Origin of the sequence: Streptomyces sp. NPDC051243 (assembly GCF_044455405.1) — a bacterium.
GTDB lineage: Bacteria > Actinomycetota > Actinomycetes > Streptomycetales > Streptomycetaceae > Streptomyces.
Map to the genome: position 1 here is coordinate 206,491 of NZ_JBITES010000008.1, position 15,525 is coordinate 222,015.

15 protein-coding genes are annotated in these 15,525 nt (G+C 69.0%); 6 read left to right on the forward strand and 9 right to left on the reverse strand.

Features of this window, described 5'->3' with window-relative positions; translation table 11 throughout:
• Window positions 1-71 precede the first annotated feature (71 nt).
• From ACIBAG_RS21700 to ACIBAG_RS21710, 3 genes are all read right to left on the reverse strand, one after another.
• Window positions 72-827, reverse strand: a complete 756-nt coding sequence (locus ACIBAG_RS21700) for a GntR family transcriptional regulator (protein WP_399107144.1) — start codon at window positions 825-827, stop codon at window positions 72-74.
• 69 nt (window positions 828-896) lie between these two features.
• Window positions 897-1,688 (reverse strand): hypothetical protein, encoded by a 792-nt coding sequence (locus ACIBAG_RS21705; RefSeq protein ID WP_399107145.1) that lies wholly within the window; start codon window positions 1,686-1,688, stop codon window positions 897-899.
• A gap of 313 nt (window positions 1,689-2,001) precedes the next feature.
• A complete protein-coding gene (locus tag ACIBAG_RS21710) occupies window positions 2,002-3,135 on the reverse strand; it encodes an ROK family protein (protein ID WP_399107364.1) in 1,134 nt (377 codons plus the stop codon).
• 266 nt (window positions 3,136-3,401) lie between these two features.
• Here ACIBAG_RS21710 and ACIBAG_RS21715 point away from each other — a divergent pair, with 266 nt between their 5' ends.
• Entirely contained in the window at window positions 3,402-4,478 is a 1,077-nt protein-coding gene (locus tag ACIBAG_RS21715) for a Gfo/Idh/MocA family oxidoreductase (protein ID WP_399107146.1), read from the forward strand.
• A complete protein-coding gene (locus ACIBAG_RS21720; RefSeq protein ID WP_399107147.1) occupies window positions 4,478-4,993 on the forward strand; it encodes a heme-degrading domain-containing protein in 516 nt (171 codons plus the stop codon). Before ACIBAG_RS21715 ends, ACIBAG_RS21720 begins: the two co-directional genes overlap by 1 nt.
• Window positions 4,994-5,082: 89 nt before the next feature.
• On the opposite strand, the gene ACIBAG_RS21725 is transcribed toward ACIBAG_RS21720, so the two are convergent.
• From ACIBAG_RS21725 to ACIBAG_RS21740, 4 genes are all read right to left on the reverse strand, one after another.
• Window positions 5,083-5,940: a fumarylacetoacetate hydrolase family protein gene (locus ACIBAG_RS21725; RefSeq protein ID WP_399107148.1), complete on the reverse strand. Its 858-nt coding sequence runs from the start codon at window positions 5,938-5,940 to the stop codon at window positions 5,083-5,085.
• A 181-nt stretch (window positions 5,941-6,121) separates the two neighbouring features.
• Window positions 6,122-6,835: a YidC/Oxa1 family membrane protein insertase gene (locus tag ACIBAG_RS21730; protein ID WP_399107149.1), complete on the reverse strand. Its 714-nt coding sequence runs from the start codon at window positions 6,833-6,835 to the stop codon at window positions 6,122-6,124.
• A gap of 170 nt (window positions 6,836-7,005) precedes the next feature.
• The gene (locus ACIBAG_RS21735; protein WP_399107150.1) at window positions 7,006-7,317 is read right to left on the reverse strand and encodes a DUF6412 domain-containing protein; all 312 of its coding nucleotides are present in this window, start codon (window positions 7,315-7,317) and stop codon (window positions 7,006-7,008) included.
• Between the two features lie 123 nt (window positions 7,318-7,440).
• Complete coding sequence (locus tag ACIBAG_RS21740) at window positions 7,441-8,229, reverse strand: class E sortase (protein WP_399107151.1); 789 nt, start codon at window positions 8,227-8,229, stop codon at window positions 7,441-7,443.
• Between the two features lie 344 nt (window positions 8,230-8,573).
• Here ACIBAG_RS21740 and ACIBAG_RS21745 point away from each other — a divergent pair, with 344 nt between their 5' ends.
• Window positions 8,574-10,046 (forward strand): glycoside hydrolase, encoded by a 1,473-nt coding sequence (locus ACIBAG_RS21745; RefSeq protein ID WP_399107152.1) that lies wholly within the window; start codon window positions 8,574-8,576, stop codon window positions 10,044-10,046.
• Between the two features lie 60 nt (window positions 10,047-10,106).
• Here the strand turns inward: ACIBAG_RS21745 and ACIBAG_RS21750 are convergent, their stop codons facing one another.
• Window positions 10,107-10,235, reverse strand: a complete 129-nt coding sequence (locus tag ACIBAG_RS21750; protein WP_399107153.1) for a hypothetical protein — start codon at window positions 10,233-10,235, stop codon at window positions 10,107-10,109.
• A 45-nt stretch (window positions 10,236-10,280) separates the two neighbouring features.
• Between ACIBAG_RS21750 and ACIBAG_RS21755 the strand changes: the two genes are divergently transcribed.
• Together ACIBAG_RS21755 and ACIBAG_RS21760 are read left to right on the forward strand one after the other, a co-directional pair.
• On the forward strand, window positions 10,281-10,586 hold the full coding sequence (locus ACIBAG_RS21755; protein WP_399107154.1) for a hypothetical protein: 306 nt from the start codon (window positions 10,281-10,283) through the stop codon (window positions 10,584-10,586).
• Window positions 10,587-10,743: 157 nt separating this feature from the next.
• Window positions 10,744-11,766 carry an SEC-C metal-binding domain-containing protein gene (locus tag ACIBAG_RS21760; protein ID WP_399107155.1) on the forward strand — a complete coding sequence of 341 codons (1,023 nt, stop codon included), beginning with the start codon at window positions 10,744-10,746 and terminating at the stop codon, window positions 11,764-11,766.
• Window positions 11,767-11,876: 110 nt separating this feature from the next.
• On the opposite strand, the gene ACIBAG_RS21765 is transcribed toward ACIBAG_RS21760, so the two are convergent.
• Entirely contained in the window at window positions 11,877-12,086 is a 210-nt protein-coding gene (locus tag ACIBAG_RS21765; protein WP_399107156.1) for a hypothetical protein, read from the reverse strand.
• A gap of 264 nt (window positions 12,087-12,350) precedes the next feature.
• Between ACIBAG_RS21765 and ACIBAG_RS21770 the strand changes: the two genes are divergently transcribed.
• Complete coding sequence (locus ACIBAG_RS21770; RefSeq protein ID WP_399107157.1) at window positions 12,351-15,500, forward strand: DUF3427 domain-containing protein; 3,150 nt, start codon at window positions 12,351-12,353, stop codon at window positions 15,498-15,500.
• The last annotated feature ends 25 nt before the right edge of the window (window positions 15,501-15,525 follow it).

Below are 15,525 nucleotides of genomic sequence, written 5' to 3' on the forward strand. Positions count from 1 at the left end.
ACGTTTGGGCTAGACCCGTTATCTGTTCGTGATGCACGAGCAGGCACAAAGTGGGTGCATTTCTGGACTTTTCAGCCGCCCAGATGCGTGGTGAACGAGAACCTGTCCCCGCGGTAGAGGGACCGCACGCGCTCCAGCGGAACCCCCTCCGAGTCCCTCGACACCCGGTGGATCAGCAGCATCGGGAGGGCCGGCGGGGTGCCGATGAGGAGGGCCTCGCGCGGGGTGGCGAGGACGGTCTCGATGCGCTCGTCCGCGTCGCCGAAGGTGATGCCCTGACCGTGCAGGTAGGCGTAGAAGGAGGAGTCGGGTTCGAAGTCGGCGTCCAGGCGCGGCACCCTGGTCACGGCGACGTACGTGCTCTCCAGGCCGACCCGCTCGTCGTCGGCGAGCAGGACGCGCTCCATGTGCCAGACGGGCTCGCCGCGTTCGAGGCCGGTCTCGGCGGCGAGGGCGGCGGGGCAGGGGAAGCGGTCGAGGGTGACGAGGTTACGGCCGGGCGTGCGCCCCTGGCGGCGTACGCCCTCGGTGTAGCTGGCGAGGGAGAGGGGCTGTTCGAGCTTGGGCCCGGCCACGACCGTGCCCCGCCCCTGCCGCCGTAGCTTGCCCTCCAGCACCAGCTCGCGGATCGCCTGCCGGACGGTCTCGCGGGCGACCTCGTACTGCTCGGAGAGGTCCCGTTCGGTGGGGAGCGCGTCACCCTCGCCGAGTTCACCGATGAGGCCGTCGAGCCGGGCCTTCACCGCGTAGTACTTGGGGATACGGCCGTGCTCGGGGATGCCGTGGCGCACGGGGGCGCCGGGGGCCTGGTCGTTCGGGTAGTCCACGCAGGGATCGTCGCAGACGGGGCTGGGGGTGTGGCGGCGCCTACCGATGACTGTCCCGACAGCCCCGCCTCAGCGACGCCGCCGGGCGAGCAGGAACCCCGCGCCGATCAGGAGGAGGGAGATGGTGGCGGCGAGGGCGGCGCCGGGGGTCGAGGTGAGGCCGGTGCGGGCGAGTTCGTCGGCGAGGGTGAGGTGGTTGCGGGCGGTGTCGGTGCCGGGCGAGGCGTTCGGGTCCGCCGTGGCGTTCTGGTCGGCGGGGGCGTTCGGGGCTGCCGTGCCGGAGGGGTCGGCGTCGATGGTGAAGCGGTAGTCGTTGGACTGGCCGACCCAGTCGCCGTCGCCTTCGTGGCGCTGGACGACGGCCGCGTTGGCGATGACCTCGTTCGGTACGGCGTCCGAGGTGATGGCGAGCCGTACCTTCACGGTGACGGTCCCGCGGGGGCCGACGGTGAAGCCGGGGAAACCGTCGATGGCGCCGAAGGCACCGACGAGTTCGTGCTGGTCGGTGGTCTCGAAGCGGACCGCGTGGGGACGGGTGTCGTTCCGGGCGCCGTAGAACTCCAGGCGGGGCTGGGACGGCTTGAGGGTGCGTTCGGAATCGACGAGGACGACCACGGGGTGGATGCCGGTGCAGGTCCGCCCGGTCGTATTGGTGAGCTCCAGGTACCAGGTGCCGAAGCCGCCACCGGCCACGTAGGAGTCGGGGCCGCCGTGGAGACGGGTGGCGAGGGGGAAGTCCCGGTCGCCGGTGGCGCAGCTGGGCAGCTCCGCCGGGGGTTCCGCACGCACCGGGGGCGCTGCGGCGAGGAGGGCGGCTGCTGCGAGGCAGAGGGCGGCAGGTGAATGCGGTCGCATAATCACATGACCATGCCGGGTGGCTACGGCTTCCTCAGGACGCCATTCCGTACGGCGCCGCAAGTCCCCTCGATCAGCGGACGCCGGGCAGCCCACCCGGAGCACGCTCGCGGGCGGGGGCGCCTGTCGCGTGGGGCCGGCTGCCACGGCGGGGGGCGCCTCTCACGCGGGGGGGGCCGCCTGTCGCGTGGGGCCCCACCTGTCACGCCGCGGGTCCGCCACTCATTGCGCGGGCCCACCCCTCAACGCGCCGACCCACCTCCCCTGGCCCGGCACATCTGTCACGCGCCGGCCCACCCTCTACGCGCCGACCCACCCCTCACGCCTCGGCCCGCCCGAACAGCGGCGCCAGCAGCAGCTGGGCCGCCCCTTCGGCAACCCCGTACTCCCCCTGCTCGCCACGCTTCCCGCACTCCCCCGGTCCCCCGCCGGAGGCAACCCGCACCGGCACCGCGTCCCCGCCCGCGCGCCGGGCACGTTCCTCGAGGACGGCGGCGACCCCGCGTACGAAGGTGTCCGGGGCCGCGGCGACCGTACGGCCGCCCAGCAGCACCAGATCGACGTCGAGCAGCGCGACCAGGTTGCCGGCCGCGGTGCCGAGCACCCGGGCCGCCTCCGCCAGGTCGCCCCGCGCCACGGCGGCCAGGCACAGCGCCTCGACACAGCCACGGTTGCCGCACCCGCAGGGCGGACCGTCCAGCTGGACGACCTGGTGCCCGAACTCTCCCGCGCCCGTACGGGTCCCCCGGTGCACCGCTCCCCCGATCACGAGCCCCCCGCCGAGCCCCGCCCCGAAGTGCAGGTACGCGAAGGACGAGACGGGCGCGACCGCTCCCCCGACCGCGAGTCCGAGGGCGGCGGCGTTGGTGTCCTTGTCGACGACGACCGGCAGCGAGAGCCGCCGCGCGAGCACGTCCCGCAGCGGGAAACCGTTCCACTCCGGGAATCCGGTGACCCGGTGCAGTACCCCGCGCCGATGGTCGAGCGGGCCGGGCAGCGCCACGCCGACGCCGAGCAAGGCCCCGGGCCGATCTCGCCGGCCACCTCGACCGCCCCCGGCCACCAGCTCCCCCACCTCACGCACAGCCCGCTCGACGACCGTCTGCGCACCGGCCCCGAGATCCAGCGGAGTCCTGCGCAGGGCCACCACGGCACCCGTCAGATCGCAGAGCACGGCCGTCAGCTCGTCCCGGTCCAGATGTACCCCCACCGCATGCCCGGCCTCCGGCACCAGCCGCAGCACGGTACGCGGCTTGCCCCCGGTCGACGCCCGCCGCCCAGCCTCCGCCACCAGGCCGTCCTCGCGCAGCCGCGCGGTGATCTTGCTGACCGCCTGCGGGGTGAGACCGGTGCGCTCGGCGAGTTCGAGCCGACTGATGCCCTCGGGACCGGCGGTGCGCAGCAGGTCGAGCACGAGCGCGGTGTTGTGACTGCGCAGGGCACCCAGATTCACACCCCCACCGGCACCGCCCCCGACACCGCTGCCGGCACCAACCGCGACACCGCTGCCGGCACCAACCGCGACGCTTCCGCCGGCACCACCCGCGACACTGCCGTCCGCACCACCGGTCACGGCACCGGCCACGGCACCGGCCACGGCACCCGTCACCCCATCGCCACCACGGCCCTTCGCCCTGCTCACACCACCGTCCACACCATCCACCCGGCCATTCTCCCCCGCGCTTGCACTTTGGCAACAGCGTTGCGAAAGTGGGAGGCATGACTGCTGCTCCCCTCCGCGTCGGCCTGATCGGCTACGGCCTCGCAGGCTCCGTCTTCCACGCCCCGCTGATCGCCACCACCGAGGGGCTCACCCTGGACACGGTGGTCACGTCCAACCTCGAACGGCAGAAGCAGGCCCGCGCCGAGCACCCGGACGCACACCTCGCCGCCACCCCCGAGGACCTCTTCGCCCGCGCCGCCGACCTCGACCTGGTCGTCATCGCGTCCCCCAACAAGACGCACGTCCCGCTCGCCACCGCCGCCCTGAAGGCGGGCCTCCCGGTCGTCGTGGACAAGCCGATCGCCGGCACGGCGACCGAGGCGCGCGAGCTGGCGGCGCTGGCCGAGGAGCGCGGCCTGCTCCTCTCCGTCTTCCAGAACCGCCGCTGGGACAACGACTTCCTGACGCTCCGCCGGCTCCTGGCCGAGGGCGAGCTGGGCGACGTATGGCGCTTCGAGTCCCGCTTCGAACGCTGGCGGCCGCAACTCAAGGGCGGCTGGCGGGAGTCCGGCGCCCCGGAAGAGATCGGAGGTCTGCTGTACGACCTCGGCAGCCATGTCGTCGACCAGGCGCTGGTCCTCTTCGGCCCCGTCACACAGGTGTACGCCGAGGCCGACACTCGCCGCCCCGGCGCCGAGACGGACGACGACACCTTCATCGCCCTCACCCACGCCGGCGGCGTCCGCTCCCACCTCTACGTCTCGGCGACGACCGCCCAACTCGGCCCCCGCTTCCGGGTGCTGGGCTCGAAGGCGGGCTACGTCAAGTACGGCCTCGACCCGCAGGAGGCGGCACTGCGGGAGGGACAGCGCCCGGGTACGGCGGCGGCCGACTGGGGCACGGAACCCGAGTCGATGTGGGGCCGAGTGGGCTCCGGAGAGTCCCCCCTGACGGGCGGCGGCCGCGCCGAACCGACCCTCCCCGGCGACTACCCCGCCTACTATGCGGCCGTGGCAAAGGCACTGCTGGACGGCGGCCCCAACCCGGTGACGGCCCTGGAGGCCGCCGCCGCCCTCGACGTACTGGAGGCGGCGCGCCGTTCGGCACATGACGGATCGGCGGTGAAGCTGTGATGACGCACAAGACTCACAACCCGGAGATCACCCCGAAGTTCCACCCGGAGCTCACCCCGCCCCTGGAGGAGCTGGAGGCCCAGGAACGCCGGCTGGTCTTCCGCCAGTTCACCCACGACGACGCCTGGGCCCTCGGCTCGCTGCTGGTCGAGATGGCCCGCGAGCGCCAGGCCCCGGTCGCCATCGACATCCACCGCGCCGGCCAGCAGCTCTTCCACGCCGCCCTCCCCGGCTCCACCCCCGACAACGACGCCTGGATCGAGCGCAAGCGCCGGGTGGTGGAGCGCTACGCCACCTCCTCGTACGTCGTCGGCGCCCGCTTCCGGGCCAAGGGCACGACGTTCGAGGACTCGTCGCGCCTGGACCCCGACACATACGCGGCGCACGGGGGCTCGTTCCCGATCAACGTGGAGGGGGTCGGGGTCATCGGATCGGTGACGGTGAGCGGGCTTCCGCAGCTGGAGGACCACAGGTTCGTGGTGGAGGCGCTGGAGACCTTCTTGAGCAAGCATTAAGGGCAACGCCCTGCTTTTAGGGGCGCGGGGAACTGCGCGAGCAACCACGACCCACCCGCGGTCGCGGAACAAGCGCAGTCCCCCACCCTTCAGGCGTCTTTGAATTCCTGTCGCTGACGACCAAGTCCAGCGATCTCCAGCTCAACAACATCCCCGGCCCGCAGGAACGGCTTGGGCTCAGGCTGCCCGAGCGCAACCCCCGCCGGCGTACCCGTGTTGATCACGTCCCCGGGATACAGCGTCATGAACTGACTGACGTACCGCACGACCTCCCCCACCGGAAAGATCTGCTCCGCGGTCGTACCGTCCTGCTTCAGCTCACCGTTGACCCACAGCTTCAGCGCGAGGTTCTGCGGATCCGGCACCTCGTCCGCCGTCACCAGCCACGGCCCCAGCGGATTGAACGTCTCGCAGTTCTTGCCCTTGTCCCAGGTCCCGCCCCGCTCGATCTGGAACTCCCGCTCGGACACGTCGTGCGCCACCGCGTACCCGGCGACATGCGCGAGCGCCTCCTCGGCGGAGTCCACATAACGAGCCGTACGCCCGATGACGACCGCGAGCTCGACCTCCCAGTCGGTCTTCACCGAGCCGCGAGGAACGAGCACCGTGTCGTTCGGCCCGACGACCGTGTCCGCGGCCTTGAAGAAGATGACCGGCTCGGCGGGCGGCTCGGCGCCGGTCTCGCGGGCGTGGTCGTGGTAGTTCAGCCCGATGCACACGATCTTGCCGATGCGTGCGAGGGGCGGCCCGATCCGCAGCCCGGTGGCGTCCAGCGCGGGCAGCTCACCGGCGTCCGCGGCGGCACGGATCCGCCCCAGCGCCGCACCGTCGGCGAGCAGCGCTCCATCGATGTCCGGCACAACACCGGAGAGGTCCCGCAAGACCCCCTCGGTGTCGAGCAGCGCAGGCGTCTCCGCTCCCGCCGTACCGACTCGCAGCAGCTTCATGATCACAATCTCCCTCGATCGCGGGGCGCCCGCCGATGTGTGCAGCCATCGGAGGACTGGTCGATCCTCCAAGGTCCACGGCCAGTCCGCAATACCCGGTTCACGTACTGGACCGTAGGAGCGCGCCCGGACCCGTACCACTCAGCGCCGGAGCACAGCCGATGGTGCTCGAACAGAGCCGTCAGCGATACAGCACAGCCCGCTCGACCGCGCTCCACGTCGTGCTGGTCACCACGTACAGGGCGGCGGCCAGCGGCACCACCGCCACGGTGAAGAGCGTGAAGAAGGACATGAACGGCATGACCTTGGTCATGGCCCCCATCCCCGGCACCGGCTCCCCGTCGACCACCGGTACCGCCGGATTCGCGGCCATCATCCGCTTCGTACGGCGGTAGTTGAACGCGGCGACGCAGGCGACGACCACGAACAGCCCGACGTACACGAGCCCCGCGCCACCGAACGCACCGCCGTCACCGAGCGCGTCCGCCCAGCGGTCGCCGAGGGGCGCGTCGAGCAACCGGTGCGTGAGCAGTTCGTTGGCCTGCCCGCCGATCGTCGTGTTCGAGAACAGGTGGTAGAGGAGGAAGAACGCGGGCAACTGGAACAGGCTGGGCAGACACCCGGACAGCGGCGACACCTTCTCCTCGGCGTGCAGTTCCATGACGGCCCGCTGGAGCTTCTCGGGGTTCTTGCCGTGCTTCTTGCGCAGCTCGGCGATCTTCGGCTGCAGCTCGGCCCGCGCCTTCTGGCCGCGCGCGGCCGCCCGGGACAGCGGATGCACGAGCAGTCGTACGAACGCGGTGAACAGGACGATCGCGGCGGCGGCCGCGGAGGCGCCGAACAGCGGGGCGAGCAGATCGGCCAGCCGCTGAACAAGGTCGGCGAAAACGGACATGGGTGAGCCCTCCGAGGGTCTCGTCGTGCCGGAGTGATGAGGAGAGATGAGGAGAGATGCCGGGACGGGAAGTTCCGGCATGGCGGCATGACGACACGCGCGGGGTCACACGCTTTTGCAGGGAGGGGTCACACGCTTTGCGCGAACGTACCCGAGTTTCGGTGTGTGCCCTACGCGAAGGTCGCCGGGAGGGCGTGACCAGGCGCCCTGGGCCGTGGCCGGCCCGAGGCGTCGGGATCGCGTTGGGGCAGGAAGGCCGTACGGCGGGCCCGGTCGCGGATGGCCGTACGCACCCGGGTGGGCGCCACGGCGGGCGCGGCACGCGAGGCGAGCAGCGAGCAGACGGCGAACGCGGAGCTCGCGGCGGCGGTCGCGGCGAGCGCGACGGTCGCGGAGAGGCTGCCGGTGTCGAGCAGCGCGATCTCGAGGAAGAGCAGCACCATCACGGCGGTGGGACGCAGACTCGCCCGACTCCGCATCATCGGCGCCCCCTCCCCTCGTACGGCTCGTTCATCGCGCACGGCGCTCGACCTGAGGTTCACGATGTTACCCGGGCGGCACGGCGGCCACCGGGGCGGCACGGCGGCTACCGGGCCGCATGGAGGCTACCGGGGCCGCATGGAAACGAGCTTGCCCCACACCACCAGCCGGTACTTCGACGTGTACTCCGGCGTGCAGGTGGTGAGCGTGAGGTAGTAGCCGGGTTCGGTGTAGCCGTGGCCGGGCCTGACCGTGGAGCGCGGGACCGGTCCGATGACGCTCCCGTCGTGGGCCGCGGTCCGCGCCAGGGTTCTGTCGACGGCGTACGTGTACGTCGCGCTCCGCGTCTCGACCCGGACGGTGTCCCCGCGCGCGAGCCGGTTGATGTACCGGAAGGGCTCGCCGTGGGTGTTGCGGTGCCCGGCGAGCGCGAAGTTGCCCGCCTGGCCCGGCTGTTGGGTGCCGGGGTAGTGACCGACGTAGCCCTTGTCGAGCACACCGCTCTTGCTGACGCCCTCGGCGACGGGGACGCGGAGGTGGAGGCGGGGGATGGTGAGGATGGCGTAGGCCTGCGACCAGTCTGCGGAGGGGGCGGCCGCGGACTGTCGCCGGGAGCCGGCGGCTCGCTCGGTGGACCGGGGCTGGGGCTCGGCCCCGGGCTCGGGCGTAGCGGTCGCCGCTTGTACGGCCGTACGGGCGTCACCGCCTCCCTCGTCCCAGGTCCGCTCCAGCGCGCGGACCTCCCGCTCGGCGCCCTCCCTGGCCTCCCGGTTGGTCCACCACACCTGATGAACGACCAGCAGCAGAAGCACCACCCCGACGGTGGCGAGCACCTCCCCGCCGCCCCACAGCACTCGCCGCCGCAGGGCACGCCGCCGAAGCCCGCTGTGCTGCACGACGCGAACCCGCACCATCCGCAAGCCTCCTCCACCGGGCCGCCCGCACGATAGGGGCGGGGGCGCGAGGTCTCCAGACCCGTGCGCGCCCAGCCCGCCGGAACCGCCCCTGTCCGGCACCCGAAGCCGTCCCTGTCCGGCACCCGAAGCCGCCCCTGTCCGGCCCCGGAACCGCCCCTGTCCGGCCCTCCGAACACTTCCTCCCACTTCCTCCGCTCCCACTTCCTCCACAGGTTTGAGAAAGGGCTGTCGGAACCCTCGACAACCTCATACGCCACACCTGATGCTTCCTGTCGGCATGTACGGGACAGGCCACGACGCCGGTTCGACGACGACCGGCCGTTGAGCGAAGCGGAGAAGTCATGATCCGACGCAGAACTCTGCTGGCGGCGACAGGCGGCGCACTCCTCGGCAGCGCCCTGGCGACGGGCACCGCACACGCGGACGCGACCATCGCCGTCAACCCCGGCACGTCGTACGGCACCTGGGAGGGCTGGGGCACCTCCCTGGCCTGGTGGGCCAACGTCTTCGGCAACCGGAACGACTTCGCCGCCCTCTTCTTCACCACCAACTCGGTGACCTACAACGGCACGACACTGCCCGGCCTCGGCCTCAACATCGCCCGCTACAACCTCGGCGCGTGCAGCTGGAACAGCGTGAACGGCGAATCGATGGTCGCGTCGCCGAACATCCCCGGCTTCAAGCAGATCGAGGGCTTCTGGCAGGACTGGAACAACGAGGACCCCACGTCCTCGGCCTGGGACTGGACGGCGGACGCGAACCAGCGCGCGATGCTGCAGAAGGCGACGGCGCGCGGCGCGACGACCGAACTCTTCGCCAACTCCCCCATGTGGTGGATGTGCAGCAACCACAACCCGTCGGGCGCGGCGGGCGGCGGCAACAACCTCCAGACCTGGAACTACCGCCAGCACGCCTCCCACCTGGCGGCCACGGCCCTCTACGCCAGGAACAACTGGGGCGTGAACTTCGCGACGGTCGACCCCTTCAACGAGCCGGCCTCCACCTGGTGGACCGCCACCGGCACCCAGGAGGGCTGCCACATGGACCCGGCGGTCCAGGCGGCCGTACTCCCGTACATGCGCAGCGAGTTGGACAAGCGCGGCCTGACGGGAATCCGCATCTCGGCGTCGGACGAGACGAACTACGACACGGCCCGCTCGACGTGGTCCTCCTTCAACTCCTCCACCAAGGCCCTGGTCAGCCAGGTCAACGTGCACGGCTACCAGGGCTCGGGCGGCCGCCGCGACCTCCTCTACACGGACGTGGTCACCACCTCCGGCAAGAAGCTGTGGAACTCGGAGACGGGCGACGGCGACGGCACCGGCCTCACCATGGCCTCCAACCTCTGCTACGACTTCCGCTGGCTGCACCCGACGGCCTGGTGCTACTGGCAGGTCATGGACCCGACGGCGGGCTGGGCGCTGATCGCGTACGACGCGAACACCCTCCAGCCGACGACGATCCAGACCAAGTACTACGTAATGGCCCAATTCAGCCGCCACATCCGCCCAGGGATGCGCATCCTGGACACGGGCGTGAGCTACGCGGCGGCGGCGTACGACGCGTCGGCACGCCGCCTGGTGATCGTGGCGGTGAACACCTCCACATCCGCCCAGACCTTCACCTTCGACCTGTCCCGTTTCACCACGGTCTCCGGCGGCTCGGGCGGCGTCGTCCCGCGCTGGAACACGGTGACGACGGGCGGCGACCAATACCGGTCGTACTCGAACACGTTCCTGAGCGGAAAGTCGGTGGCGGTGCCGTTCGCGGCGAAGGCGGTGCAGACGCTGCAGATCGACGGGGTGGTGATCTGACACCACGCACGTGAACGCAACCGGAGGTGATTCCGGTACGTCCTGTGCCACGTGACGAAATCAGTCGTAGAAGCGGCGGCAGAAGGAGAAGGAGAAGGAGAAGGAGCGGGAGGGGGAGGGGGAGGGGGAGGGGGAGGGGGAGGGGGAGAAGGAGCGGGAGCGGGAGAGCACGGGCGCCGAGCCGGGCACCGACAGGGCCTGCTGGCTCCCGCGCTGGCGAACCTGGCCCTCGGGGTGCCCGCGATCATCCCCTCCTACCTGGCGTACTGGCTGCTGACCAAGTACCTGCCCATGGACTGCAGGGACATCAAGGACATGGCCCGGCCGGACGTGCGGAACTGCGACTTCCACACGCTCGACCACGCGGGCCCGGTGATGTTCCTCCTGGCGCTGACGGGGTCGCTGCTGCTGGCGCTCGTGGTGGCGGTGGACGTACTGCGCCCACTCGCCCGCGACGACGACCGCCCGGCCCGGTGGCTGGCCATGGCGACGCTGATCCCGGTCCCGTTCCTGGTGCTGCTGTGCCTGGCGAAGGCGTGAGGCCAACGACCGGACGCTTCCGCGACGGCCTCGACTCCGTGACGTCCTCGACTCCGTGACGTCCTCGACTCCGTGACGTCTTCGACCAGGCAATATCTGCACCCTCTTCTCCCCTCTGTTCTCTCCTCCGTCAGCCATGGGCAGTACGGTGTCCCCCATGCGCCCCGACACGCCTGCCGAAAACGTCGACCACCCCGCCGAAGCGGCACGCCTGGAGCGAACCGCCGGCCTCTACCCAGAGGACGCCGAGGCCCTGCTCCTCCAGGCCGCGGCCCACCTGGAACTGGCCGGCGACCGCCCCGCCGCGACAGCGCTCTACGACCGCCTGCTGTCGTCCTCCCTCACCTTGGAGAACCCGTACCTGGTACGGGCCCTCAAGGCGTCGAACCTCTGGGAGTACGGCCACGAGGCGGAGGCGAGGGCGATCATCGAGGGCGTCCGCGCGGCCTCCCCGAGGGACCCGGCGCCGTGGGTGATCGTCGCGGAGGCCCTGGAGTCCCACGACGAACTGGAACAGGCGCAGGAGACCTTCACCGAGGGAGCCCGCCTCCTCCTGACGGACGTGCCGGAACCCCCGTACTCCACGCACCCGCTGCTGATCGGCCGCCACCGGGTGAGGCGCATGCTGGGCGTGGCCCACGACGAGTGGGACACCCTGGCCGACACCCTCCACTCCATGCCGATCTCCCTGGACGAACTCCACGACCCCAAGCGCGTCTGGTCCCTGGGCTCGGACAACCCGGCGGAACTGGAGGCGGAAATCTCGCGGCTCCGGGCAGAACTGGGCGCCTATCGCGAGGCCCTGTCCCGCCCGTTCCCGGTGGCGGTACTGCACTGGACGGCGGACGAACTGACGGAACTGGTGGCCGCGTACCCGTCGCTGGCGCTGGAGTACCCCTCCCATGAGGAGCACCTCGCGACGATAGAGGGGTCGCTGCGGGAGCTGTCGACGTCCGGCACCCCGAACCTGGGGATCGTGACGGGGACGGTCCCGTCGTACGAGGCCTTCGCGGCCTCGGAGGGCGCGTCGCCGGAGGACGCGACGCTGCTGCCGCAGTACGCGACGACGCTGGCGGCGAGGGGGCGGGCTGTGGCTTGGCCGCCGCAGCGGGGGGCGGTGTGCTGGTGTGGGTCGGGGCTGGCTTACGAGGAGTGCCACGGGGTGGCGTCACAGTTCTGACGACACGAGCCCGACAACCCCACGCATGACTTGAAGCGAGGCAGTCCGAAGACAGGTTGTCACACTGATCCGGACTCCCTCGCCCTCATGAGCTCGCCGACCGTCTACAACTACGGACTCCCCGCATCGCTCACCTTCAGGTGACAGACGCCGACGTCGACCTCCGACGCCCAGAGGCACGTAACGGCGGATCCGTCGACGTGCGGGTAGCACTGCAGCACCCGGGTGCCCTCAGGCGCTCCGGTGCCGTCGATAAGGGCCTGGCCGCGGGAAAGCGCGGTCTCCAGGTTCAAGATCTTGTGCTGGACCACGACGTACATGGGGTCCTCCTTGGATGGGGACAGTGCGGCAAGGGCACCTGCGCGCAACCTCGCCCACCCCACAGCCGACCCAGCCCCCACTCCACCTGGGCCACCCGTCTCCCCTGGGCCGTCCGCTCGCTTCTCCCCCGTGGAAGCAAGACACTGCCAAAGAAGCGGGCGGCCCAGCGGCACTTCCAATGAAACTGAAGTAGTCCATGAGGATTGCCACTGTCACCTGCTAAAACAGAGCCACTGCTGTGTGTCAGGGATTGGGGAAGCAGCGTGGCTCAGCCGGGGGATCTGTCGCAACCTGTCGCGGGTGTTTACGAGGAACTCGTCACCCAACGCATGCAGGAGCAAATGGGGCAATTGAGCGCAGCAGGCTGGAAGGCCATCGACGACGAGGTCAGCGAAGAATCGTCACCCCATGTTCTCGCCCGACACATCAGTCAGGCCGTAAGCCGGCGGCTCAGTCAACTGCCGCATGACAAGCGCGTCGCTGTAGCCAACCAGATCATCGAGTCCCTCTCATCCGAATCAGCCGACCTCGATGGCAGCGTCCCGTCCGACCTCATCGCCGAGGGTCCTCGCCAACTCCTCGCTCTGGCTGAGAAGGAAGCCCCCGGCGTCTACGCGATGCGCCCGCTGACCCCTCTGTCGGAGACTGCTCTCATAACCAACTCCCCCGAGGACCCAAGTCTGGGCAGTGAGCTCCGCGCTGAGCTAGCCACAGCGGATCGCATTGACCTGCTCTGTGCCTTTGTGAAGTGGTACGGCATTCGCGTCCTCGAAGACTCTCTTCGCGCTGCCAGGGATCGCGGCGTCCCGATCAGAGTCATCACAACCACCTACATTGGCGCAACCGACCGCCATGCACTCGACCGACTCGTCCGCGACTTCGGCGCCGAGGTGAAGGTCAACTACGAGACTCGCTCGACTCGCCTCCACGCAAAGGCCTGGCTGTTCCGACGCAATAGCGGTTTCGACACGGCGTACGTCGGCAGTTCCAACCTCTCTAAGGCCGCCCTACTCGACGGCCTGGAGTGGAACGTACGCCTGTCATCAGTGGCCACTCCGGTAGTGCTCAACAAGTTCGAGGCCACCTTCGACGCATACTGGAACGACATCGCTTTTGAGCGTTACGACCCCGATCGTGACGCCCACAAACTGGACGAAGCGCTGACCGTGGCGGGCGGTTCGCCATCCCATCACGACTCCAAGATCAGTCTCTCTGGTCTTGAGGTTCGCCCGCATCCGCACCAGGCCGACATGCTCGAGCGACTGCGAGTCGAGCGTGAGGTACGTGGTCACCAGCAGAACCTGCTGGTCGCAGCAACCGGTACGGGCAAAACAGTCATGGCCGCCCTTGATTACCGCAACCTGCACAAAGAATGGGGCGGGAAGCGGTACCCACGGCTGCTCTTCGTGGCACACCGCAAGGAGATCTTGAGGCAGTCGCTCCGCATGTACCGCGAAGTACTCGACGACGCGTCCTTCGGCGAAGCGCTCTTCAGTGGCGAGCTACCGCGCGACTGGGAGCACGTATTCGCCAGCGTTCAGTCACTCACCGACCAGCGACTCGACCAGTTCGACCCGGAACACTTCGACATCATCGTCATCGACGAGTTCCACCACGCTACGGCGACGACATATCGCCGCGTTCTCGACCACTTCAAGCCGAAACAGCTCCTCGGTCTGACGGCCACTCCCGAGCGCGCAGATGGCCTAAATGTGCAGGACGAGTTCTTCGGAGGCCGGATCGCCGCCGAGATGCGGCTGTGGGAAGCCCTCGACAACGACCTCCTCTGTCCGTTCCACTACTTCGGAGTGCCCGACGGCACGGACCTCACCCGCCTCAACTGGCGCTCGGGGACGTACGACCAGAGCCAGCTCGGCGACTTGTTCTCCGCCGACCATGCACGTGCCCGTATCGTCATCAAGCAAGTGCGGGACAAAGTGTCCGACCCAATGAACATGCGGGCGCTTGGCTTCTGCGTCAGCAGGAAACACGCTCACTTCATGGCGAAGTGCTTCCAAGATGCAGGCTTCAAGGCTGCGGCCTTGGACAGCGCCTCAAAGCCCGAGCTTCGTGACCAGGTACTGTCACAGCTCAAGTCCGGAGACATCCAAGTCATCTTCTCCGTGGACCTCTTCAACGAGGGCCTGGACATCCCCGACGTCGACACGCTGCTCCTGCTGCGCCCCACGAACAGCGCCACCGTCTTCCTTCAGCAACTTGGTCGGGGTTTGCGCCGCACGCCAGACAAGCCGGTGCTCACTGTGCTCGACTTCATCGGCCAGCATCGTGCCGAGTTCCGGTTCGAGGAGCAGTTCCGCGCGATGACCAACCTGTCGCGAAACCGTCTCCTTGACCACGCGGAGCACGACTTCCCTCTGCTTCCGTCCGGCTGCCAGATCATCCTTGAAGGCAAGTCCAAGGACCTCGTCCTGGACAACATCCGCACCCAGATCAAGGCGACCGTGCAGACCCTCGCCAAGGAAGTGAAAGCCTTCGACACGCCGCTCCTCGCCGACTATCTCAAGGAGAGTCGCCGTGAAGTCCGGGAGCTGTACAAGTCAAGCAACTCGTGGACGACAGTCCTACGCCGCGCTGGCCTGGCCGATCTACCTGAACAAGCCGGCGAGCAAGACCTACTGAAGCGCGTACACGCGTTCCTGCACATAGACGACCGCGAACGCGCAAACGCATACGCGCGCTTGTTGAGCGATGACGCACCGACTTACGGGGCGCTCAGCCCGAAGGATCAAACGTACGCGCGCATGCTTTTCTTCAACCTCTGGGACAAGGCTGGCGGGTTCAACTCCTACGAGGAGGGGCTTGAATCGCTCCGCGAGCAGCGAGCCTTCCGTAGCGAACTGCGACAGGTGCTCGACCACGTGATGGGACAAGCCGACCACTTCCCCATCCCTCTGGAAGGTCCGCACAGCCACATCCCCCTGAAGATCCACAGTGCTTACAACCGTTCGGAGATCCTGGCCGCGCTGGGTGTCGCCCGCCTCGGCGGCCAGATGCCCGGATCCTTTGCACAGGGCGTTCTGTGGGACGAGCAGAACCAGACGGACGCGCTACTGATCACCCTTGAAAAGAACGAGAAGGACTTCTCCCCCACGGTCCGGTACAAGGACTACGCGTTGAGCCCCTCACTCTTCCACTGGGAGTCACAAAGCACGACCGCAGCCGCTTCTCCCACAGGTCTGCGCTACCAGCAGCACAAGCAACGTGGGAGCCATGTCCTGCTGTTCATGCGGCGCTACAAGGACACCGACATCGGCAAAGCCCAACCTTGGATGCTGCTCGGCCCAGCTACCTATGTCCGGCATGAAGGCAGCAAGCCCATGGCCATCACCTGGCAGCTACATCATGAGCTGCCTGCGGATGTGTGGTCTTTCTCGGGTATCACCGCCGGGTAGCCACCTCAACGCTCAGATCCGCAAT

What these genes read in the sequence shown, in the direction of transcription:
- ACIBAG_RS21715 (WP_399107146.1), top strand. Translation starts at nt 3,402, where the DNA reads ATGACTGCTGCTCCCCTCCGCGTCGGCCTGATCGGCTACGGCCTCGCA.
- ACIBAG_RS21720 (WP_399107147.1), top strand. Translation starts at nt 4,478, where the DNA reads ATGACGCACAAGACTCACAACCCGGAGATCACCCCGAAGTTCCACCCG.
- ACIBAG_RS21725 (WP_399107148.1), bottom strand. Translation starts at nt 5,940, where the DNA reads ATGAAGCTGCTGCGAGTCGGTACGGCGGGAGCGGAGACGCCTGCGCTG.
- ACIBAG_RS21730 (WP_399107149.1), bottom strand. Translation starts at nt 6,835, where the DNA reads ATGTCCGTTTTCGCCGACCTTGTTCAGCGGCTGGCCGATCTGCTCGCC.
- ACIBAG_RS21735 (WP_399107150.1), bottom strand. Translation starts at nt 7,317, where the DNA reads ATGATGCGGAGTCGGGCGAGTCTGCGTCCCACCGCCGTGATGGTGCTG.
- ACIBAG_RS21740 (WP_399107151.1), bottom strand. Translation starts at nt 8,229, where the DNA reads ATGGTGCGGGTTCGCGTCGTGCAGCACAGCGGGCTTCGGCGGCGTGCC.
- ACIBAG_RS21745 (WP_399107152.1), top strand. Translation starts at nt 8,574, where the DNA reads ATGATCCGACGCAGAACTCTGCTGGCGGCGACAGGCGGCGCACTCCTC.
- ACIBAG_RS21760 (WP_399107155.1), top strand. Translation starts at nt 10,744, where the DNA reads ATGCGCCCCGACACGCCTGCCGAAAACGTCGACCACCCCGCCGAAGCG.
- ACIBAG_RS21765 (WP_399107156.1), bottom strand. Translation starts at nt 12,086, where the DNA reads ATGTACGTCGTGGTCCAGCACAAGATCTTGAACCTGGAGACCGCGCTT.